The organism is Nitrospira sp. KM1, from assembly GCF_011405515.1.
In the GTDB taxonomy this organism is placed as follows: Bacteria; Nitrospirota; Nitrospiria; order Nitrospirales; family Nitrospiraceae; genus Nitrospira_C.
This window is the reverse complement of record NZ_AP022671.1, coordinates 158272-179334: the sequence shown is the minus strand read 5'-3', so window position 1 is coordinate 179334 and position 21063 is coordinate 158272. Positions and strand designations below refer to the sequence as shown.

At 53.4% G+C, this 21063-nt stretch carries 20 protein-coding genes and 1 tRNA gene; 10 read left to right on the top strand and 11 right to left on the bottom strand.

Features of this window, described 5'->3' with window-relative positions; translation table 11 throughout:
• The first annotated feature begins 85 nt into the window (after positions 1-85).
• Positions 86-529 (top strand): response regulator transcription factor, encoded by a 444-nt coding sequence (locus W02_RS00910; RefSeq protein WP_173043897.1) that lies wholly within the window; start codon positions 86-88, stop codon positions 527-529.
• On the opposite strand, the gene W02_RS00905 is transcribed toward W02_RS00910, so the two are convergent.
• Together W02_RS00905 and W02_RS00900 are read right to left on the bottom strand one after the other, a co-directional pair.
• On the bottom strand, positions 530-2050 hold the full coding sequence (locus W02_RS00905; RefSeq protein ID WP_173043895.1) for a M48 family metalloprotease: 1521 nt from the start codon (positions 2048-2050) through the stop codon (positions 530-532).
• A gap of 67 nt (positions 2051-2117) precedes the next feature.
• Entirely contained in the window at positions 2118-2807 is a 690-nt protein-coding gene (locus W02_RS00900) for a hypothetical protein (RefSeq protein WP_173043893.1), read from the bottom strand.
• A 142-nt stretch (positions 2808-2949) separates the two neighbouring features.
• Here W02_RS00900 and W02_RS00895 point away from each other — a divergent pair, with 142 nt between their 5' ends.
• The 3 genes from W02_RS00895 to W02_RS00885 all read left to right on the top strand — a co-directional run bounded on the left by W02_RS00895 (position 2950) and on the right by W02_RS00885 (position 5331).
• Positions 2950-3639 carry a lipid-binding SYLF domain-containing protein gene (locus W02_RS00895; RefSeq protein WP_173043891.1) on the top strand — a complete coding sequence of 230 codons (690 nt, stop codon included), beginning with the start codon at positions 2950-2952 and terminating at the stop codon, positions 3637-3639.
• A gap of 27 nt (positions 3640-3666) precedes the next feature.
• A complete protein-coding gene (locus W02_RS00890) occupies positions 3667-5100 on the top strand; it encodes a DUF4403 family protein (RefSeq protein ID WP_173043889.1) in 1434 nt (477 codons plus the stop codon).
• Positions 5101-5255: 155 nt separating this feature from the next.
• A tRNA-Met gene (locus W02_RS00885) sits at positions 5256-5331 on the top strand.
• On the opposite strand, the gene W02_RS00880 is transcribed toward W02_RS00885, so the two are convergent.
• Positions 5320-5574, bottom strand: coding sequence for a hypothetical protein (locus tag W02_RS00880; protein ID WP_173043887.1), 255 nt, complete (start codon positions 5572-5574; stop codon positions 5320-5322). The genes W02_RS00885 and W02_RS00880 overlap by 12 nt on opposite strands.
• 1114 nt (positions 5575-6688) lie before the next feature.
• On the opposite strand from W02_RS00880, the gene W02_RS00875 reads away from it, so the two are divergent.
• Positions 6689-7138 (top strand): hypothetical protein, encoded by a 450-nt coding sequence (locus W02_RS00875; protein WP_173043885.1) that lies wholly within the window; start codon positions 6689-6691, stop codon positions 7136-7138.
• A 106-nt stretch (positions 7139-7244) separates the two neighbouring features.
• On the opposite strand, the gene W02_RS00870 is transcribed toward W02_RS00875, so the two are convergent.
• Positions 7245-8120, bottom strand: coding sequence for a hypothetical protein (locus tag W02_RS00870; protein ID WP_173043883.1), 876 nt, complete (start codon positions 8118-8120; stop codon positions 7245-7247).
• A 695-nt stretch (positions 8121-8815) separates the two neighbouring features.
• On the opposite strand from W02_RS00870, the gene W02_RS00865 reads away from it, so the two are divergent.
• On the top strand, positions 8816-9496 hold the full coding sequence (locus W02_RS00865; protein WP_173043881.1) for a hypothetical protein: 681 nt from the start codon (positions 8816-8818) through the stop codon (positions 9494-9496).
• 80 nt (positions 9497-9576) lie between these two features.
• Here the strand turns inward: W02_RS00865 and W02_RS00860 are convergent, their stop codons facing one another.
• Positions 9577-10350, bottom strand: a complete 774-nt coding sequence (locus W02_RS00860) for a response regulator (RefSeq protein WP_173043879.1) — start codon at positions 10348-10350, stop codon at positions 9577-9579.
• 418 nt (positions 10351-10768) lie between these two features.
• On the bottom strand, positions 10769-11167 hold the full coding sequence (locus W02_RS00855; RefSeq protein ID WP_173043877.1) for a hypothetical protein: 399 nt from the start codon (positions 11165-11167) through the stop codon (positions 10769-10771).
• Between the two features lie 249 nt (positions 11168-11416).
• On the opposite strand from W02_RS00855, the gene W02_RS00850 reads away from it, so the two are divergent.
• The 4 genes from W02_RS00850 to W02_RS00835 all read left to right on the top strand — a co-directional run bounded on the left by W02_RS00850 (position 11417) and on the right by W02_RS00835 (position 14497).
• On the top strand, positions 11417-12004 hold the full coding sequence (locus tag W02_RS00850; RefSeq protein WP_173043875.1) for a sigma-70 family RNA polymerase sigma factor: 588 nt from the start codon (positions 11417-11419) through the stop codon (positions 12002-12004).
• Positions 12005-12132: 128 nt separating this feature from the next.
• The gene (locus tag W02_RS00845) at positions 12133-12717 is read left to right on the top strand and encodes a DUF4396 domain-containing protein (RefSeq protein WP_197742099.1); all 585 of its coding nucleotides are present in this window, start codon (positions 12133-12135) and stop codon (positions 12715-12717) included.
• Between the two features lie 17 nt (positions 12718-12734).
• Positions 12735-13727 (top strand): hypothetical protein, encoded by a 993-nt coding sequence (locus W02_RS00840; protein WP_173043873.1) that lies wholly within the window; start codon positions 12735-12737, stop codon positions 13725-13727.
• Entirely contained in the window at positions 13724-14497 is a 774-nt protein-coding gene (locus W02_RS00835) for a transporter (RefSeq protein ID WP_173043871.1), read from the top strand. Before W02_RS00840 ends, W02_RS00835 begins: the two co-directional genes overlap by 4 nt.
• A 280-nt stretch (positions 14498-14777) precedes the next feature.
• Here W02_RS00835 and W02_RS00830 read toward each other — a convergent pair whose 3' ends face one another.
• From W02_RS00830 to lexA, 5 genes are all read right to left on the bottom strand, one after another.
• The gene (locus W02_RS00830) at positions 14778-15104 is read right to left on the bottom strand and encodes a hypothetical protein (RefSeq protein ID WP_173043869.1); all 327 of its coding nucleotides are present in this window, start codon (positions 15102-15104) and stop codon (positions 14778-14780) included.
• A 411-nt stretch (positions 15105-15515) separates the two neighbouring features.
• Entirely contained in the window at positions 15516-17234 is a 1719-nt protein-coding gene (locus tag W02_RS00825) for a fibronectin type III domain-containing protein (protein WP_173043867.1), read from the bottom strand.
• Between the two features lie 1298 nt (positions 17235-18532).
• Positions 18533-19255 (bottom strand): hypothetical protein, encoded by a 723-nt coding sequence (locus W02_RS00820; protein WP_173043865.1) that lies wholly within the window; start codon positions 19253-19255, stop codon positions 18533-18535.
• A 170-nt stretch (positions 19256-19425) separates the two neighbouring features.
• On the bottom strand, positions 19426-19677 hold the full coding sequence (locus W02_RS00815; RefSeq protein WP_173043863.1) for a hypothetical protein: 252 nt from the start codon (positions 19675-19677) through the stop codon (positions 19426-19428).
• Between the two features lie 37 nt (positions 19678-19714).
• Complete coding sequence (gene lexA / locus W02_RS00810; RefSeq protein WP_173043861.1) at positions 19715-20260, bottom strand: transcriptional repressor LexA; 546 nt, start codon at positions 20258-20260, stop codon at positions 19715-19717.
• Between the last annotated feature and the right edge of the window lie 803 nt (positions 20261-21063).

The following is a 21063-nucleotide window of genomic DNA, read 5'->3' as shown; positions in this document are numbered from 1 at the left end:
GTCATTTTTGCCAGTATCCCATTCCCTGATCCGGATGATACACATCAGGGCATTGCTTTTTGCAACGGAAGGATCGTCTTCCGGCATGATTCAGCACGACGAGAAGAAGCGACGGGAAGAGGCATCGGTACGCGTCCTGCTTGCCGATGACAACCCGGCGATGCTGGAAGAAGCGGCACGCATTCTCACACCGGAGTTTCACGTGGTCGGCACGGTGAGCAATGGCGAAGACCTGCTGCAAGCCGTGCGGGAACTGCAGCCGCACGTGCTCATTCTCGACATCTCCATGCCGCGCTTGAACGGGCTCGATGCTGCTCGTCTGCTGAACACGAGCGGATCATCCGCGAGAATCGTGTTCCTGACGGTGCACGAGGATCGAGAATTCGTCGAGGAGTCCCTGACGGCAGGCGCTCTGGGCTACGTGGTGAAACCCCGTCTCACGCCGGACCTCCCGATCGCGATCAAAGAAGCTCTCCTGGGAAGGACGTTCATCTCGCCGACGCTGTCCTTCGCGCTTCGCCGCGATTGATTATTTCTCACGAAACCTGAGCACAGCGTTCTTGCCCTCGTACGGCTCTTCGGCCGCAATCTTGATCAAACGCCCTTCGGTGAGAACATCGCCCTCAGCCAGTTCATTGGCAACCGCCATCTGTTTCACATTCCAACTTGAATGGGTGCGCGCCGCAAGATCGCTCAGCCGTTCCCCCGCCCGCGCCTGGACCAGTCGCAGACGTTTTTCCCGGATGGCGGCCCGCTCGTCTGTTGTCAGAGCACGGAAGCTTTGGACCGTGGCATGGATGACCGGTTGCACGGTTTCAAACATACGGGCTTTCGCGATGCCCACCATTTGATAAATCATCCCTTCGTGGGCAATCCAGGTGATTTCCGCCACCATCCCCGAATCCGAAAGCTGGGTGCGAGCCGCAGGCAGGCCATGGACAGTCGTCGGCTTTGTCTTGGCCACCACGGATGACTTACTGGCTTTCTCCAGCACTCTCGCGCCCTCCATCGGGTCCATCCCCTCTCCGACGGCCTGTAACACGATCGCCATGTCTCCGTCCTTGGGAGCAGCGGCAACCTGGATAGGACTGTTATCGACATGCCACTTCTCCGGAAATTCGATGAAGAGATTCAGATCCGGATGCCGATAGGTCTGTCCGATGATCTGTCCATTGGCGGCCCGTTGTCCGACGACGAGTCCGTCAAACCGACTGATGAACGCGTCGCGTGAGGGAGTAATCGGCGGCCGGCTGGCCTGTTTGAGTTCCTTCGCGTGTTTCGTCGTCTTTTCAACGCGATCGGGCGTCGCCGGATGAGAATCGAAGAAGCTCGGCCGGCGCGGACCATCGTTCATCAACGACTCTTCCCGACTGAGCGTGTTGAGAAAGGAGGACAAGCCTGCCGGATTCCATCCTGCCTTCGCGGCCATCTCTTGTCCCACTTCGTCGGCTTGGCTTTCCTGCGAACGGCTGTACGGAGAAAAGACGAGGCTCTGGGCCAGATTGCCGATGCCGCCGACGATGTTGCCGACCAATGGCACAAACAGACCCGTGACACCGGAGACGAGATTGGTGATCAACGTAAACGGCCCCTGTCTGGAGATCTTCTGAACCGAGTGTCGTGCCGCCACGTGTCCGATTTCGTGACCGACGACGCCGGCCAATTCATCTTCCGTATTGACCAAAGAAAGGAGACCTCGGGTGACATAGACATAGCCGCCCGGCAGGGCAAACGCGTTGGGTTCAACCATGTCCGCTACATGAAATTCGTACGTGACATCCTGCCTCGGCGATTCCTTTGCCAAGCGCTGGCCGACCTGGTCCAGATACGCCGTCAGAGCCTGGTCATCGAGCAGCCCCATTTCACGCTCGACATTCTTGGCTTCTTCCGCGCCGATCTTCTTCTCCTGGGCGACGGTGACCAGGGTTACCTCGGGCATATTGCTGACCGGATTGATGGAGCATCCGCTCATCAACACGATGGCGGAGAGGAACCCGAGAAACGTCCGGAGGACGGCATGCGATTCAAATCGGGAAGTCGGTTGCATCATGGCAGATCACCACAAGGTTGAAGGAATCAGGATGGCGGCGGGAGTGTAGCACACCTGGGACGAATGCTCACGGGGGAACGGTCAAATCGGTTTTGACCCAGGTGATGAAGAACAGAACCGTGTACTGATCATAGAATGTGCGGCCGATGATCGTGGAGGTCGAATCAACGTACTGACCGTCTTTATAGTTGAAGAAATCGATGTGCAGGCGGCCATATCCTCTCTGATGCTGATATTTATAGAGCGTCAACTCGGGAAGTGAAAAAGGAATCAGCAGGCTCTGTACGGGGGGCATGCCGAAAAATGTCACACCTTGCATCGTCCCCCACGACTCCACAAAGATCCGGGCGACATAATCCGGTTCCGTATCCACCGGTGCAAACCCGTGTATCCGATATCCCTGTTTGGACAAGGCGGTACTGACGGCGTCCCGGATGAACACCAGGTCGAGCGATCCCCCCTGAAGGACCTGTTGGTTCGTCGTGGTCAGATTGATCCCGGTTCCCGGCTGCGTGATCAGCGCGCGGTCTGTATGCAAGCCCGTGACGTCGATGACGAGCCGGCTGCGATCGGGAAGCGACAGCGCGACATTTTTCAGGGCCATCTCAACGGCTTCGGTCAGGAGCAGCTGCTCCACCGCCGTTCTCGGGGTGCGGGAAATCTCCTGTTCGAGCATACATCCGGCACACAGAAAGGATACGGCAACCACCGTATGCCATGCGCTTGCCCATCTGATGCCCGTCTTTTGACGGTTCATCGGATCGTGGCCTTCAGGTATGGTCCGGGTGAAATGGCGTGTCGGCTGAGCATTCTCTTGCGGGCTACGCGGCACTTTGATAGTCTGCCCTCCCGTTTATTGTACAAGAATGCAACGGGCTTAAAAACTCCCTAGTGGACATATGACATCCAAACGACAACTTCTTCTCTGCCTATCATTGTGGGTGATCTCCACTACAGGCTTGGTCCCATCGGCCGCCGCCGCCGAAGACATATCAGACCAGCAGGAATTAGTACAGCGCGCCCAATCGACGTTCGAACGATTCCTCACCGAACCTGGTATTGCCGCCTGGTACGTCAGTGAGTCACCCAACGTCAAGGCGGTCTTCATCGTCCCACGGCTCTGGCGGGGCGCCTTTCTTGTCGGCGCATCGGGAGGTGGCGGTGTCCTTCTCGCAAGAGATTTTGTCAATGGCGGATGGTCGCCGCCCGCCTTCTATAGAATGACATCAGGCAGTGTCGGCCTACAGGTCGGCGCTGATGCCTCGGAAGTCGTCCTCGCCATCAAAACGTTCTCAGGTCTGGAACGCTTTTACGGCATGGGCACAGTCAAGCTTGGATTGGACGGAGGCCTGTCCCTCGGTCCCTACGGTGAAGATCTCAGCGCGAGCCTCGACGTGGTGTCCTTCGGAGCGACGAAGGGAGCATACATAGGGTTGTCTTTGGACGGATTCGCCATTACCGCCAATTCCGGTGACAACGAGCGCTACTATGGCAAGCCGGTCAAACCTGAAGACATTTTGGCCAACAAGGACGTGTTGAACGCGGGAGCCAACGGCCTCCGCGGGGCTCTTGATCGCTTCATCCATTAACCGCGTTTAGATTCAAGAGGAGAGAGTATGCAACGCCCACCGGCTCGCAACGTCATCGATCGTTCAATCCTGATCGCGTCATTCATGGTGGCCACCGGGTGCGGCGGAACGGCGATCGATATTCCCAAGCCGACCGGAGCACTCGCCCCTCCCCCTCCGGTTCCGCCGGTTGCGGATTCGGTCGTGCATCTCAACATCAGCCTCCCGATTCGGGAACTGGCTCTCGCCGTCAATGCTTCGGTGCCGGCCGAGTCCGGGCACGAAGATGCATGGCAGGACGGCGGGGAGCTTCCTGACCACACTGCTCTTCAATACAAATACCGGATGCTTCGAGGCCCCTTTCACTATCAAGTGGTGGAAAACAAGTTTTTGACGCAGTTTCCGGATATTCAATATCGCCTGGCTCTTCGCATGACTCTCCCTGAAGGCCTCTCAGTCGAGGGAAACTGTGGGTACTCGTCCGCTGATCCTGCCAAGCACATCAAATTGAAAGGCCACTCGGCCTTCAACTGGACCGATCACTGGACGGTGCGATCGACCACGTCATTCGATCAGCCGGAATTTCCCGACACCTGCCGGCTCAGTAATCTGGACACGGATGCGACGCCGATCCTCAAGCAACTGGTCAACCAGCGCCTCCGGACGCTGGCCGAATCCGTGGACGCCATGGTCCGCGAACGCAGCGAATCCCGGCAACGCGCACAGATCATCTGGCAGCGGCTTCAAGAACCCGTTGCCTTGAGAGATGATTTCTGGCTCCTGCTCAATCCAACGGATGTGCTCGCGGCGCCGATCGGATCCGATGGAAACCAGACGGTTCAGACCTCTTTGGAAATGCTCCTAAGGCCCACGATTCATCAAGGACAGAAACCAGAGGCTGGAGTCCGTCCGCTGCCTCCACTCCGGCTCACGAAGAATAATCAGAACGGCTTCAACCTAGCCGTTCCGATCACGATCGACTATCCATACATCAATGAGCGGCTGCGGCTGCGGCTGATCGGGCAGGAAATTCAGACGTCCGTTGGAGAGCCCATGAAAATCACATCGGCGCAGCTCTACGGAAGCGGGTCCAAACTCATCATCGAGCTCGGCGTCACCGGCGCGATGAACGGCAAGATCTATGCGACTGGGAATCCCGTATACGATTCGACCTTACAGGAGCTCAAATTTGCAAATTTTGACTACACGGTGGACACAAAGAATGTCCTGGTCGAGTCTGCGGATTTTTTTGCCCATGACAGTCTGCTGACGCAAATTGAGCCCGAAACACACATCAAACTTGCAGGCCGGATGAATGCGTTCAAGAAACAGCTCTCCGATACTCTGACCCGTGATCTCGATGAAAGGACGCGGCTCGAAGGGACCGTCACCGCTCTCGAACCGAAAGGGATTTATCCCGTCAAAGGAGGCGTTGAAATACAGATGGTTGCCAAAGGAGAACTCAAGGCTCAGATGCGTTGAGCAGGGAGGAACGCTCGCTCTGTCCGGAGCGGATGCTCATTCCGTCCAACGCCGTCTTTACGCCCTCTTTTTGGGCATGATATAAATGAAGTCCGACTGATCATCTATATAGTTGTGGGCCAACAAAGGTCGCCTCTCGCAAAATATCTCCTCGTGGCGGTGTAGCTCAGTTGGCAGAGCAGCGGACTCATAAGCCGCGGGTCACCCGTTCGATCCGGGTCACCGCCACCAAACCACACTTCGTGTGAGCCGCCGACTCTTTATCGCTTTATCGTAACTGTCGTCGGCGGATAAAGCCCGACACCAGTCTTTGAACATCTTTGTTCGTGCCGAATCATCCGGCTGTTCGAGCTTCGCCTTGTTGTAGAAGTCACGCGCAGCCGTCTTGGTGTGAAAGCTGCCAAACCAGACTTTCTTTCCTTCAGCGTTCAGCTTCTCTAGTAGTCCGCGGTCAACCCATCCTTTCCGCGCCATTACTCCCTCCTCTACCATCGGGTTATTGCACGTATCCCCCATTTACCTCTTACACTCAGCTACAACATGGACAACCACGAGCGACAGCGCCTATTGAATGATGAATACCGGTGGATTATTGGACTTACATTAAGGCCGGTAGTCGGTATCACGGGAGGAGCTATAGTCGTATTAGGAATTAGTCGCCCATACTTTTTTGAGGGCGGCTTGGACATGGTCTATCAGTTTTGGAAATCTAATGGAGAAGGATTCTCCAATTCTTGGAAATGGACACTACTTTTAGGAGTTCCCTGGTTTCGCAGTGGGGTTCCTGGCATGGCGTTGGTTGATGCTCGTAACAGACTCATAAATCGGGAGGACATAGAGAAACTAATGAAGAGCAACTAGGCTCACTCCACATCCGGCCACTCCATCATCATCGTTCCGAGGGGACCGCCTCATGACTACAGGACGAGCCCCCGAAAAGATTCCTATCCTTTCTTGGCTCTTGATTGAGCGAGGAGGTTTTTCAGCCGATCCAGGCCGATTGACCCGGTCCCAATCTTCGACATGAGCTGAGGGCCTCCCGCCGACGAGCCGATCATTCACGATCGCAGTGATAAATTACACGTATTTTGCGTGTAATCCTCGTCAAGAATCTATCGCTCGCCGCTCTTTTCTATTGTTTTAATCTGCTGAATCCTTTAATCGAACCGTCAGTGCGCAGTCCCAGCGCAATAGTGGTAATCCACTTATCCTAAGGCGCGCGTCATGAGATTCTCCCGCTCGTCGTACTGCTGGTTTCATTGTTCTACCCGAAAATGCCCGCGCCGCAATCATCAACAGCGATTTCTTGATGTCCGGAGATAGACTTTTGATGACAGATACGGCGACCAATCTCCAATGGTTGAGTCATAGTTACAACGACGCGTTAGCGGCTTAACGAAGAAATAAACTACCGATCATGCGGTCACGATTGGGCAATCCATCACCGCATGAGACCAGATGTCATCTAATGCATCGCACCTATGCTCCATACTCTATCAAATGCTTTTTTCTTCTCATCGCATTGAACCGTATACGGTCTGCCAGCGACTTACTCAGCAGAAACCTTAACTAAAGAAGGGAGCACAGTATGCCAACCGCATGGATTGTAAGAGCCAGTCTGGTGGCCGGTAGCCTTCTCGCGGTCCTGATAGTGTCGAACGACGGCTGGGCGAAACCGAAGAAAGGCTCAACCTATTGGGCCTGTAAATGCGCCTGTAGGTATGTAGATTCAACGGGGAAGGAGCACTTTGGACCATCGGGGGCCGTGCAGTTCACCGAATCCTCATTAGAGGCCTGTCTCGGCCATGCGTGTACAACCGGCGGGCATAGCGGCACGACCCGCGATTGCACTGGTACTGAACATACACAGGCCATCAACGTTCCTCCTGGAAGCCTTCAACAGCTTCAGCCGCAGACGACTACCCCTGGTCGGATGCCTGCACCAGCCAGCGGAACAATCCAGCGTCGAGGAGTCGAGGGCGAACAGTCAGACGCCGGTATGGCCAACCCGTCCGATACGGCACCGGAGACGAAATAAAACATACAAACAAACCTTCCCTGAAAGGGTGCGATCACAGAACGATGTAAGCCCTTTGGGCCATTCGACCGGGCTTGCCCAACCGGAGCATCCTTTTGTGCCGTTTTTACTTTGAAAAGTTTCTTACCAAGTCACTCATCACAGTCGATAGTAATTGGGCATACATGGCTTCTTTTTTATCCTCCGGTTTTTCGGTGACGCTTACAGCTTCACTTTCCCCGGCGACGGTCATCTTGGGTTCGATTGGGTTCTGACTACGCGGCTTAAAATCCGCGCAGTCCCGGTTGTCCGATTTACACTTGACCAGCACTTCCTTGCGGTAATCAATCGCCGCCGGGTCTGCATAGGTCCAGCGGTAATACCAGATCGATTCACCAGTCTTCACAAACACGGCATTCGCGTCAAGCGTGATCGCAAGGCGCTCCAAATCCACATTACTCTCGAATTGATCAAAATACTGTTTTTTAAAGTAGGCACGGGTTGGATCGTCAAAGGCATGCTCTCGTATTTTGGCCCCTGATTCATTTGTATCGTAGAATTCCCTTTCCCACAGAGCATCCTTACCTATGTGCTTTTGTGAACGCTCCAGAGAGTTGATCTGAAAGAGGGCTTCGGCTCCTAGCGAGCCCGCAGCCTCTGTTGCCGAAACTTTATTACTCATTTCACGCTCAAGCACTTTCCACGAAATCACACGATAACCGGCTTTGGCTAATTTCTTCTCAAGTTCTGCCATTTCCACACCGCAGGTCGTCCGCATGATGGCCCCCTTAGAAATCGCCGACCCTGTGCTTTCATCTGTAGTCCGGTTTGAGCAGCCATCCGGAGCACGGACTGCCACCGTTTTTATCTTCGTGTGCTCTGCCAAATAAGTGGGGGTTTCAAGAATTTCTGGTGCCTGAGGTGCTTGAGGCTTGGCGACAAATTTCGAGATCAACAAATACCGGTTGGAGCAACCTGTGAATGCAACGACTGCAGCGAGCAAGATACAACACTTTAACCTAGACATAGCGACTCCAGATTATCCTTATCAACGTCTTAATAGAGGTCCCATCGAAACGGGTATTGGCGCTTTATGTCATATTGTGTTCCTACCACCTTGCCATCATCAGATCGGGCTTGTAAGTCGACGCAATCATCGGGAAGCTGGAACTCAAAACTGAATCCGCTGGCTATACTAGATCCGTTGATTTTCACCCAGGTACCGTTGGTACCACAGGGCCGAAATGCCAGAGTCCTAATCTCCTTTTGTTGTCGATTGTAAATCACGGCCCCCGGACTCACTTCCATCGGAGCAGACGTACAACCGGCATATATAAGGAGTATGACAAGCCTGAGAATTACAATCATTGGGGTTTCCGGTCGAAAATCTCTCTGAGCATAGTTGAGAATACCTCGTTTGTGGGGCGCAATGAAATGCTCGTCTCTATTCGTCATTAGCCCCGATACACGATGGAAAGATGTAGAGATCGCTGTGGAAATTACTGGAAGGATTGCGGCGCAGGGCTAGCTGACAAGGACATTCGATAGGAGGTTGTAATGAGATGGCCGTGGCGGTTCAGGACGTTCGAGTGTGTAAGCGTTAGGACTACCCATCCTCCATGATCGATGACGGGAAAGTGAACAGTTGGACCACCGGTACGGCTTACTTCTTTTCGCATAACATGATAAGAAGCACTAATGTTGCCTGGCGAACTCAACGTCTCTGGCAAGTACTTCAACTCGGGACTTCTTTACAGCATTGCTAAATCCGCCTGCGAACGCCTTGCGACCGATTCACGCACATCCGCAGGCGGACAGAGCGATGCTTACGTTTCCATCATCTTTTCAGCGCTATCCCTCCAAGCCCTGATTAATGAAATGCCGGATCTCCTGTCGATGTTGCCTGAATCGACTAGGCATGACCCGCCACAAATCCGGGAATTCATCCGCCTTGCCGCCGAAATCGAAGCAGGACGTGGCTCCATTGAGCACAAATACAAGAATGCCATGCAGATCCTAACTGGACAACCAGTTGATGTGGGCGCTCAACCTTTTCAGGACTTCTCTCTATTATTTCGAGCGCATAATGCCTTAGTGCATGCGAAACCTGCATCGTTTCAGCTGGAGACCGGGCCGGATGGCTCACTCATATTCGAATCTGTTCAAAGAATCGTAAGAGATTTCGGCGCAAAACATATTATCGATTCGGCAAATGATCCTCAGCATCCTTGGTTTTATCGTATTGGGACATTCAAGGCAGCACAGTGGTCATGTAACACGGCCGTCGCCGTCGCCGCCGCATTGTCACGTGCGGTGCCAGATTGTGCCTGTAAAAAGAACTTCTTACTCCATTGCAGTTCGTACAAACTAATCGAATGACCAAATTAGAAGCTGGACAGGCCTGGCTCAACGGAGTCTGGGCTTGGAGTGCGAATAGGTGAAGGTTGATGAAGCCGGATCTATTGTAAACTTTCGAGTGAGTGAAGACGTCCACTGCGCTCCTTATGGGAGAGAGCAATTTGCGCGAGGCCCCTTTCAACGTAATTGGCTAGCAGGTCCCCCGACGTATTGGATTTCCACAAGCAGGCATACGCCCCATTGGTTTTCGCGAGCTCCCACAGATCGCGATTCTGCACCCGAGTCAACACGATGACTGGCCGTGCAGGAGATCCTTCACTCGGCAAGCAGTCGGTCAACATGTGAAATCCAGACATGTCCGGGAGGTCGAGCTCAAGCACAAGACAATCAATGCCTTCGCGCTTCAGAATTTGACGTCCCCCTTCCAAGGTTTCAGCCTGAAGAATACGATAATCCGGGAAGACCCTTTGCAACCTCTCGGCATAGTACCAACGGTCTTCCTTGTGTCCGTCAATATATAGAACGGCTATGTGTTTTTGTGACAGGACCTTTTCGCCGGCTTCATCGCGATTCAACAGCGTCTTGGCCGCATCCAACTTCGGCATCACTTCGTCGAGTGAAGGCTCCCGCCATGTCTCCGTATAAAGAGTGAACGTTCCACTGTTTTTGATGAATTCGCAATACAGGGTCCGAGGCTCCTGTAATGCGATGGTGCCGTATCCGGTCGGCGTGGCGATCAAGAGAGGGTCTGGATCTGTCAGTGTCCGATACAGTTTTACCGTGCAATACGAAGGTGTGATCTTCCAGCGAAACGATAGCTCAATGGCTGTATCTGAAACTCGAAGTTGTATCTTCGATAGCGTTGATGAGGTCACCAGTCATACCTTCATCAAGGTTCCGCTACAAGCACACAAGGCTCTCAGATAGTGCGCCTTATAGCTATCTACAGCAAGCCGAAAAGTACGACCAGGCCCTGTTGCAGATGAAAACCGAAGACATTCTCAGATTTCTGAGTGTATCAGGCAGGAGTTGAAGATTCCTATGTTATCGATACCTTATACTCTCTAAGGGCTTCAGAACATTTAAGGGAGACATCTCGAGACGATGGGCGCTTATGCCGCCCTCTATATCCCGAAATCGAAGCAATATTGATCAGGATGCCAACGCCTTGATGCCCGGGACTGCCTCATCGTCAAGTGACTCCCGTAAATCACTCCTAACAAGTTCGTCTGGATCAGGCGGGCATCCCGAAGGGGAATATCCTCGAATCGGCCAAATGCTCCAACTCCGGCATTAATGCAACGTCTGGGCTGATAATTCCTGCTGAGCGTTCTCGGATGACCGGCCTATAAAATGGAGCGGTTTTTCCCCCGAGAGATTCTGCGGCTGGACGATATAATCGCCCGTCATCGAAGGGACCCACACTTCCTTGGCAGCCGCCAGATCTCCTCCGCTCATGGCCCAGGTCAACCCGCCTACGATACCGCCGCCAAGCGCATATGCAACCTTCACGGCTCCATATGGAATAGTTGTCAACCAACTGGCGGCTTGTAGGCCTGCCGCAGCCTCAGGGCTGGTATTGGACTGTTCCGCCGCGGTCACAGGCTTCTCTGTCATGACCATCAGGATACTACACATCGCCCCAATCATCAGATACCGCGCACTTCCCACGCACCTACGGCTGATAGTCATCGGACCTCCTCCACGCTTGCATTAAACGCACATGTAGGGCCGCATCATACCAGAAGCCGATGTTGGGTTGCAGTGCTATGCTTTGACTTCTCAGCCAGTGATCTGTTTCGATAGCGTCGGGGCCGACTGGGAGTAACCCGTTCACGTTGCATTCCCTAGTCCCTTTGCCTGCTTTTGGTCGGGGCATAGTGTGGACGAAGCAGGGATAGGCAGCTGGCCAAATCACATTTCCGAACGAGGAATACTGCAGTGAAAGAGATTGGACGACGAGAGCAGACAACCGGAGAGCGCATCGTGGATGATGGGCTCTCTCGCATTCTCGAACATGAGGCGGCCTTCCGAGGGTTCCTGAAGAAGAGACTCAGCGATGAGACGATTGCAGAGGATCTTTTCCAGCAAAGCCTACTTCGCGCCGTTGAGCATGAACATTCCGTAAGAAGCCGCGAAAGTGTCGTGGCCTGGTTCTATCGGATCCTCAGAAATGCCGTCATCGATTACTATCGCTCCAGATCGGCCGAAGAGTCTCGACGGCACATTTATGAAAAGGACTCCCGTGTCGTCGATGCGCAGGAAGTACCCTCACTCGGTGAAATCAAAGGAACGATCTGCTCTTGCATTGATGGGGTGTTGTCGCAACTCCAGCCGAATTATGCCGAGATGATTCGGCGAATAGATTTGCGCGATGAACCCATCGCCGCAGTGGCCAAGAATCTTCACATATCCCCTGCCAACGCGACAGTCCGCCTTCATCGTGCCCGGCGGGCGTTTCGCAGTAGCCTGGAAACTGCCTGCGGGGTCTGCACCAAGCATGGTTGCCTGAATTGCACCTGCTCTTAGGTATCGAGGCCATCCACGTCGCCCGCTAAGTCATTCCTGTCAAAAGGCATCTCCGAAGAGGTGTAATAGTTGTTCCCCTTTTGCGTCTGCAGTAGCGAGGATCAATCATCACATGCAAGGAGGCCTATATGATGACGCAAGTAGAGTCGCACGTGAACGTGTCAGAAACCAAGGCTCAATGCTGCACGGAACAGGAAACGGCAGTGCAAGGCGGACATCATGGCGAGCACAATGAGCCCAAGCAGCATGTCATCCAAGCACCGCATCGCCGTTCGTCTCTGAACCGCACCGCATTGATGGCAACCATCCATTGCTTGACTGGCTGCACGATCGGCGAGGTTATCGGCATGGCCCTGGGCACTGCTTTGGGCTGGGGAACCCGGCCGACGATCGGCTTGGCGGTCGCTCTTGCATTCGTCTTTGGGTATGCCATGACACTCTGGCCCTTGCGCCAGGCTGGACTGGCATGGGGCTCAGCCCTGAACTTGGCGTTTGCCTCCGACACGCTCTCAATGACAACGATGGAGCTGGTCGATAATGCGATCATGCTGGTGATCCCCGGTGCAATGAACGCGGGTCTCGTCGCGCCATTATTCTGGGGCAGTCTGGCTATCTCGATGCTCCTGGCAGGTGTTGCGGCGTTTCCTGTAAACCGCTGGTTGATCGAACAAGGCAAAGGTCACGCACTCGTACACAGCCATCATGGATGCTGAGAAAAGGTCTGCGCGCGATGACGCTTCACGGGCTTAAACTGTTCGTCGCGATCGCCGGCCTGACCGTGGTCGCGACCAGCATTGCTGCGTGTTCCCAATTCGAACAACGCGATAAGCGGTTCTACTATCGAGCGCTATGGAATTTCTCGCTGAGGGAGAATCTCCAAGAGCTCGATATCGAGTTCAACGGAGTCGATTTCGGCCACTCGAATCTGTACGAACACTTGCTCCTGACCGGGGCTCAAGACGTCCCGGCGATCGAAGAGACAGCCAGGCGAGAGACCCTTCGTTTCATTGCATCGAGACCGACCCTCAATCCCAATGAAGAAGCCATTGCGCCGACATACATGAAACTCGCCTGGAAGGCACAGAATACTTTCGATGAGGCCCATGCCCTCCATCGCGCGACATACGATATCTACGTCTCCGACCTGCCCGATAAGAACACTGCCATGCAGAATGTGCTCGCTTTCTATCAGAAGAGCGCCTATGCGATTACCTCGAAACGGCTCGAGCATCATCGGCTGGATTCACTGCCCTATTCCAAAGCCTTTCGTCGCAAGTTTCCTCTGTTTAACGCAACCATTTGGGCATACCACTATCTACAAGTCGTGGTGTATGACGCCTTGAGCGCTGCTCGCGGGCTTTCGGAGAAGCAGAAGGCAGTCGAACCAATCCTCACAACCTATCACCGGTATCTTGACCAACCTCCGGTGCAGTGGACATTCATGCCGATGACGGCCGAACTGAGCCCGAGATTCGCCGCAGAGTATCCGGCCATTGCCAACATCTTCGATAATCTTCACATGATGCATGACACCATCAGCGATATTCTGGTGACGGATTTGTTGCCGACGTGGGAGGACAAACGCAATGAGATCTATCGCATCACACGCGAGTACTACTGGGCAAGCGCCGATTCGTCGAATCCTTACCTGAGGCGTGATGAGAAGACCCACGATACCCCACCGCAATCGAATACGCATCCGGGTCATGAGGACAAGCGGTGAATTATCGGACAGTCGGCGTCATATTATTGTGCTTAGGAATGTTTCCTTCGACTTCCATGGCCTTGGACCATGACAACCTCGATCCTAACCGCCCGATTGCCATTGAGGACGCGTATGTCATTCCCAAAGGAGAAATCGGGGTAGAAGGCGGGGTGACATTCGATGACCGTAAGCGGGGCAAAGGGCGGTTTGGTTTCCAACCGCAGATTATCTATGGAGCCTTTGAGAATACGCAGATTGAAATCATGTCCGGTATCCAAACGGAGCCGCAGGGAGTCACGGGCGACGACAAATCGGGAGACCTCAGTATCGGCGCGCTCTATAACTTCAATACCGAGACCATAAATATTCCGGCTTTTGCGGCCAGAATTGAAATCGGGCTGCCTACCGGCGTCAACTCAAAGGGAGTGGATACCGAAATGACCGGCGTGATGACCCGTTCATTCGGCCGGTGGCGAACACACGTGAATGCCGGATACACGATATTGGGCTCGCCACAACAGAACGAACGGCCGGGCATTTACCGTGTTGTCGCCGCAGTGAGTTATCCTCTGGGTTATCCCTTGAGCTTTCGAGACACGATCATTGCCAACGTATTTACGAGGCAATCGGATCTCAGAGGCCAAAGAAATCCGACAGGCATCGGGCTTGGAATTCGGCACCAGGTCAGCTCTCGAGTGGTATTCGATACTGGAATAGGCAGTGAGCTGTGGGGGCCATCGGACCGTTCGGTGTTCTTTAGTACGGTGGGGCTCTCAGTCGGCTTCTAGATCCATCCGGACGGCTGATCCAGTATTTATATTAAAATTTTGCAAGACTATTTCTGACACACGTTTGCCTTACGCTTCTCAATGCGGGACGGGAAGAAGGGATTCATCCAGCGTGTACAGGCGAACGATGCCGCGTGATGCAGAATCTTTTTGCTCTCTTTTTTTTGAATCCATGCCCCGTCAGGCAACGTGTACCGGTTCGCAAGAAATCCAATTTATCGCGCCGGTTCTCGGCCTGAGGGGGGGGCACGTCGGAAACGCACGATCTTTCTTCCGTCTTCTATTCCGTACTTTTATCCGCCGGCAAGAAGTCGGCGTAAGTCAACGGGCTTCCCATGGTGATCAGATCGGTGATTTTCCAGGGCATGCCGAGTGATTGTTCTTCTCTCAACAGATCGCTCTGTAGTTTTCGGAAGCACTCAAGATCTCCGAATGCATCTGACGCGCCCGCTATACATGCCTTCATCTCTTCGTAGAAAGGTTGTTGAGGCTTTGCCGGCATGTTGTGCAGCCAATGCATCTCTTGCCACAGACGCGTCAGGATGTCATAGACAATTACGCTCCCAAGGCTGTGCCCCACCGCGACGATGCGATCATATCGCTGCATCGGTTCGTCATGCAGCGGCCTGAGGCGGCTCGGGCGTCTAAGAGGACGGCTGAGGGCCTGAAACCTGGAACGGGGTTGACTCCAAACTTCTGACCGATGATATGAATCGTAGCGCCCTTCGGCAACGTAAATAGTGACGGGGGTGGTCCCGGAGAGGTTCTCAGCGGAGCCGTTGCTGCTGGTGTCGCTCCCTTTGGTTTCGGGCACGTCAGCAACACAATCCGGTTTACAGCAGGAATAACAGGTTGCCGGATTCATGACCACCGTCAACACTTGTTTCGACGAAAGTTACTCCCAGCGGCGATATCGGGGCATGTTGTGAAGAAACCGTCTAGGCAAGGCTTCGTGGACAACGTGAGAGAGGGGAATCTTCGCCCGCGACGCTCTCGTCGCGGGCGCAGAGGATGAGGATTATCTCGACACGCTCCGCTCTGACGACTTGGCGCTCTCGTTTCCAGTCGTGTCATAGGCGGTCAGTGCAAAATAGTACGTCCTTCCCGTGGCAAGGCCGGTGACGGTGTAATTTGTCACTTTGCCCACATTGATGGATGACGTATAGTTCCCTGATGATGTTCCATAATAGACTTTGTATCCGGCGAGGTCGGATTCCGAATTCGCGTTCCAACTCAGACTCGCCGATGCCGTGCTCCCCGAGCCGACGGTCATCGTCACCGGAATGACTTTCGGCGATCCGCTCACCCCGGACGCTGTTACCGTCACGTTGGTCGTATACGTTCCAGCCGGCAATCCGTTCGGATAGAGACTCACAGACACCGATCCCGGTGTGGTCCCGCTATCGACGCTCTTGATGACCCAGTCCACGGGGTCGGTGACGGACCATGAGAGATTGCCCCCTCCTCCGGTATTTGAAATATTGAGATAGGAGGTCAATGGCCCACTGCTGCCGACTTGGGCATTGGTGGAAATGCTCGCCGGACTCACGGTCAGGATAGGAGATGTGCTTCCCCCTCCTGAGCCACCGCTGCTCCCTCCCGAGCCACCGCCGCTGCTGGAACCGCCCCCTCCAGACACCGCTGTTCCCTCGGGCGTCACGGTCATCGTCACCGGCATCACAACTGGACTTCCACCCGACGGCGAGAATGTCACGGTACTCTGGTACGTCCCTGTCGGCAATAAATAGTTATCCAAGGTGATCTCGACGGTTCCGGGCGTACTTCCCGATCCGGTGCTCTTCAAGAGCCAATCCACTGGATCAGTCACGTTCCAATTTAAGGCGCCGGTGCCGCTATTGGTCACGTTGACCGTCCAATTCGTGATAGACCCAACGGGCTGAGAAACATTTAAACTTCCTGGAGAGATCTTTAGTCCTGAAGTTTGGCTGCCACCGCCGCCGCTCTGACTGCTCAACGTCAAATTTACGGCAACCTGTTGAGGGGCGTTCGAACCATTGCCCGAAATGGTCAACATGCCGGAATAGGTTCCCGCACCCATACCTGACGTATTCGCCGTGATAGTCAGAGTGTCGGTCTCCGTTCTCGTAGAACCTGAACTGGGGCTCACCAGCAACCAAGGGGCGCTCGACGAAGTCGACCAGTTAAGTGTACTGGCACTCCCTCCCGGATTGGTGATGTTTACGGATTTGGTCGCGGGCACGCTGCCGCCGGCTGTTCCGGAAAAACTCAGGGACGACGGGGACAATGCCATGGATGGATTGGTGGAGGATGAAGATCCACCGGTTAGATTCAAGGTTACCGATGTGCTTGTTGTTCTCACAACACCATTGGGATCGACGAGAGTGATCAGAATCGTGTCAGTATATTGACCGGCGCTCATCCCGCTCGTGGTGACGCTGGCCGAAAGCGTATCTGTATCGTTCCTGATTTCTCCGGATGTCGGTGTGACACGCAGCCAACTGGAGTTCTTCGACACCGTCCAATTTCTCGTGCGCTCAGTGGGGACTGGATTGAGAGTGATCGTTTGCGCCGAGGGGGCGCCGCCACCCGCCGTCGAGGTGAATGTAATGCCCGAGGGAGATAGATTTTGAGCCTCGACCTTTGAGTCCAGGAAAGATTGTGCGCCGGCAAGAGCAAGCAGACACAACCCAATCCGTTTCCATTTATCCTGCCGACCCTCGCTGAGCAGTTGGTGGCCACATGGTTGGCGTCTCATGGATCCCCTTTTGTGCGACTGCGGCACGTGCGAAATAGCTCGTGCGGCTCGACCGTGCGCACAGCAGGTTGCATGCCATTGGGCGCAAGATGCTAAATACTGCTCCAGGAGAGTGTTTTCGTATTTTTTGCAGTGATGGATGTAGTGGAGACGCTGTAAAAGCGTATCGGCTTTCCTTCACTCCGCAATATGGTGGTGCGATTCCGAATAAGAACAGGGAAAGGGGGTATCGGGGATTGCTAAACCCTTCCGATCAGGAGATTGAAACTACCGGGCATGATAGTCTTGGACTCTCACCTCAACGAGTATCTGATTCGAAAAATACAAACCGCGCATCATTGACATTGCCTTTCTAAGTGATTGTTATAAAAACATTTTCCTTACTTCTCTAGATCTCTCATATTCCTTTGCACACCCCCGAATACATTTTAGATACAGGTCATTGTATGCCAATTTTTTTTTGTTCATCAGTCGTCTGATCAATGCTTTCACAACGCTTACTATTCCTGACCAAGTGTAATACAACGCGCTTTATCGCGATAACTGGGTAAAATTTGCTGGATGTATATGCCTACGAATGGGTTAGTCGAATCAAAAAGCATTTTGTGCTTGAGAAAGTATTTCTTTGTGAGATACATATGTCTCTGGATCATGTTCCGGAATTTTATTCTCCGCCGTCTTCATACTGAACGTTCACTTCTTACAGTCCAATCGCTCTGACGCTACGTCACACTCTGATAGAAGTCACACGGCAAGATGATCGTGCATCGTACTGTCGCTGTTCGCATCGGATCACGCGCAGAAACGCTCTCCGTGGGTGACACATGCAATTGTATCTGGGAACCCCTCTTACACCTCTCACCGCACCTCGATTATCTTTGCAAACTGATTGAACCTAACTGACAATGGACCTCTTGTCGGATCTTCGATCGATCGTGCACGCCGGCAATCTCGGCACATGTGCAATCAATGAAAGTGGATCTGAAACAACTGCAACTCGCACCGATCAATGTACCCGCCATCACGCCATGCACCTGCGCTCGATAGTTCAACTTGCTTGTCGATAGGATTCTCTGAGCAACCGAAGAAAGATCGGCAGACGATGCGCGCGATCTACGACGGTGCTCAGAATGAAGATTCGCCAGGAGTGAGTCCCCGCAGCACGACCTAGAGCGGATAGTCGGCACGGTGTAGGCTCCTCGAAAGTAGATCCGAGATTGTTGAATCAGACGAAATACGCAGAATGTGTTCCGCGCTTCACATGAACGATGACGGGCTGGAAAGACAATGGTTGCGCTTCAGCGCTCAATCAATGCCGCCCGGGCAACTTCCCAGGATTGACCATCGGCAGACCCTTCATCATGCAGCTGTACGAGTCCATGTTCCTCTTGCACACGAATCACACGGTCTGCTTGAGCGCGCAACTGCTCCAGACACCGGCGGCCGGCATTGGTTAATATCGGCGCAGGAGGACACAGACACAGTAGCGTGATTCCTTGCTGACTCAGACGCGTCATGGTTTCCATTATGCGGGCAAACAATCTTGACGCTTCCGGCTCCGGAACCGTCTGCTCATAGAAGGTGTCGAGCAGTCCCGATAACATGACGATGCGAGCCTGATAGCGGTCGAGCGCACCATCGAGGCATTGAGACACCAGCCGTTCCATCTGATGACAGGTAAACGCTCGGGCCACATGAATCATGTTGAGTATCTGTCGCGGCTGCCTGCGATGCACGCGCGCAAGCCTTCCGATAACGAAAGGGTCGAACGTGCTGGCACCGTCAAGATAGATGACCGGTTCACCCGCGAGAACGCGCTCCGTTGCAGCATGAAGACCGAGGCGGAAGACAAGCGGGTGTCCGTAAAGCAGCAGCAATCGGTCCTGGGGATAAAACGGTACCCGCGCATGCCGAAGGGCGAGAAACCAATCCTGTGTCTCTCTGCTCAGCCCATGTCCGATCGCTTCGTCATTCTGGCGATCTGCGAACGGCAGTTCCGTTGTTTCAGCGACAGCTCGCATATGACACCTCGTGCTATCCGCAACAGCCGCCGGAAAAGACCTGCCGCTGTTGATAGGCGTGCCAACACATTTCACATAATTCCAGTCTGGAGTGCGTCACTTTGTCCATGCATTCAAAACGACGCTTCGACTGTCTACCGCAATCAGAACAAGTACTCATGAGATGCGTATCAATGTCTTGTATGACCATGCTCCACCACCTTCGTATTTGGCCGAACCCGTCTGTTGCACACAGCCGACATAAACTCATTGCTCTGCCTTGAAGACACCAGATTGCGCCAGAGCCGTTCGGTCAATGACGATGGCTTGGCTCGTCGCAATTCCCATTGCATGTCCCGCAACCGCACGTGCAGCGCATCCACCGTCCGCTCTAAATCCATCAGCCGTTCTTTTGTCACCACCGATCGTTCCGTCGTCATCATGCTTGCCTCCCTCCCCAACATGACTGGTCCTGCTCGATCAATCTGCACAATGTCGAATGACACCGATGAGCACCCCTTCGATATGAAATATGTCCGATGGTTGGACGATGAGCGGTTGCATGGCCTCATTGGCCGGTTGCAATTCGATATGAGTCGCTTTTTTATAATATGTTTTAATGGTCGCCTCCTGATTGACCATCGCAACCACCGTCTGGCCATTCTGCGCCGTTTCCTGTTTTCTAACGATCACCACATCCCCCGGAAGAATCCCCTCATCTTTCATCGATTCTCCCTTGACGCGTAAGGCGAATATATCTTTGCCCCGGAGCATGCTGATCGGCACGTCGACCAGTTCGGATTGCTGAATGGGTTCGATCGGCAGCCCCGCCGCCACGATTCCAGCCATTGGAATCTCTGTTGAGCGACCAAGCTGCTCAATGGCGACTTTCACCATGCCCGGGATACGTCGCATGCCCGCTTCGTAGCGTGCAACGGAGACTCGGGTCGTATGCAGCGCCTCAGCCAATTGCTGCTGTGTCAGCCCCATTCGTTCCCGCATTCGTTTGAGATCAGCTGGCTTCATGTTGTAGCCAATGGTTACACACGTAATGATCCCGTGTCAAGCCCTTCCTTTGACCCTATATCTTAATGGGTGGGAAAACGGCATATAAGAACTGACGCTGTGCATAACTTTCTTAGAAAATCTGCTCCAGATATGTCGATCCGAACCATCATGATTCAAACGCCGCTCCCAATCATGCGAATAACCCATTCATCGACTTTTCCCAGAAAGAACCACAAGATATGGTGGCTGGAAGCGTCTCTGGCCCAATGCTTAAAAAATAGGCAATCAGGTCTCCTACGACACAAAACGCGACTGTTATTCCCAAGGAACCGTTCTTACGCACAGGGTTATCCACAGAAGCTGGGGAAGAGGTGAAGGAGGAACTAATTTAGTTAAATCAGCTCGTAGGAATACTGGGAATAATCGAAGAAAAGGGGGTCGGAATTACTTCTTTTTAGGCTTTCTGGGAAGACGTAGGAACGATGGACTGGGGAGTACTAAAGAATCTTAACCGTGGCTGCTTAAAAGCCCTCAACGTTTTGTTCGGTTCTCACGCTTGCGAACACTAACAGATTTACTGGGGAGGTTTACGATGGCCTCGCTTCAAAGACCATTTTATGAGCATTTACTCCAACCACGTGAGAATGATTTGCCGTGAACGCATATTTGATGAAAGCGAGCTGACTCAAACAGCCTTGATCATTGTATTTGCGATTATTGAAACGGAAACGATAGTTCATTTAGGCAGCGCAACAGCCGGTCATTCAAAGTCTTTAAAGTCAGTTCTCTTCTATTGCAGAACCCAACGCCTTGCCTTACAA

What these genes read in the sequence shown, in the direction of transcription:
- W02_RS00910 (WP_173043897.1), top strand. Translation starts at nt 86, where the DNA reads ATGATTCAGCACGACGAGAAGAAGCGACGGGAAGAGGCATCGGTACGC.
- W02_RS00905 (WP_173043895.1), bottom strand. Translation starts at nt 2,050, where the DNA reads ATGATGCAACCGACTTCCCGATTTGAATCGCATGCCGTCCTCCGGACG.
- W02_RS00900 (WP_173043893.1), bottom strand. Translation starts at nt 2,807, where the DNA reads ATGAACCGTCAAAAGACGGGCATCAGATGGGCAAGCGCATGGCATACG.
- W02_RS00895 (WP_173043891.1), top strand. Translation starts at nt 2,950, where the DNA reads ATGACATCCAAACGACAACTTCTTCTCTGCCTATCATTGTGGGTGATC.
- W02_RS00890 (WP_173043889.1), top strand. Translation starts at nt 3,667, where the DNA reads ATGCAACGCCCACCGGCTCGCAACGTCATCGATCGTTCAATCCTGATC.
- W02_RS00880 (WP_173043887.1), bottom strand. Translation starts at nt 5,574, where the DNA reads ATGGCGCGGAAAGGATGGGTTGACCGCGGACTACTAGAGAAGCTGAAC.
- W02_RS00875 (WP_173043885.1), top strand. Translation starts at nt 6,689, where the DNA reads ATGCCAACCGCATGGATTGTAAGAGCCAGTCTGGTGGCCGGTAGCCTT.
- W02_RS00865 (WP_173043881.1), top strand. Translation starts at nt 8,816, where the DNA reads ATGTTGCCTGGCGAACTCAACGTCTCTGGCAAGTACTTCAACTCGGGA.
- W02_RS00855 (WP_173043877.1), bottom strand. Translation starts at nt 11,167, where the DNA reads ATGACTATCAGCCGTAGGTGCGTGGGAAGTGCGCGGTATCTGATGATT.
- W02_RS00845 (WP_197742099.1), top strand. Translation starts at nt 12,133, where the DNA reads ATGATGACGCAAGTAGAGTCGCACGTGAACGTGTCAGAAACCAAGGCT.
- W02_RS00840 (WP_173043873.1), top strand. Translation starts at nt 12,735, where the DNA reads ATGACGCTTCACGGGCTTAAACTGTTCGTCGCGATCGCCGGCCTGACC.
- W02_RS00830 (WP_173043869.1), bottom strand. Translation starts at nt 15,104, where the DNA reads ATGCAGCGATATGATCGCATCGTCGCGGTGGGGCACAGCCTTGGGAGC.
- W02_RS00825 (WP_173043867.1), bottom strand. Translation starts at nt 17,234, where the DNA reads ATGAGACGCCAACCATGTGGCCACCAACTGCTCAGCGAGGGTCGGCAG.
- W02_RS00820 (WP_173043865.1), bottom strand. Translation starts at nt 19,255, where the DNA reads ATGCGAGCTGTCGCTGAAACAACGGAACTGCCGTTCGCAGATCGCCAG.
- W02_RS00815 (WP_173043863.1), bottom strand. Translation starts at nt 19,677, where the DNA reads ATGATGACGACGGAACGATCGGTGGTGACAAAAGAACGGCTGATGGAT.
- lexA (WP_173043861.1), bottom strand. Translation starts at nt 20,260, where the DNA reads ATGAAGCCAGCTGATCTCAAACGAATGCGGGAACGAATGGGGCTGACA.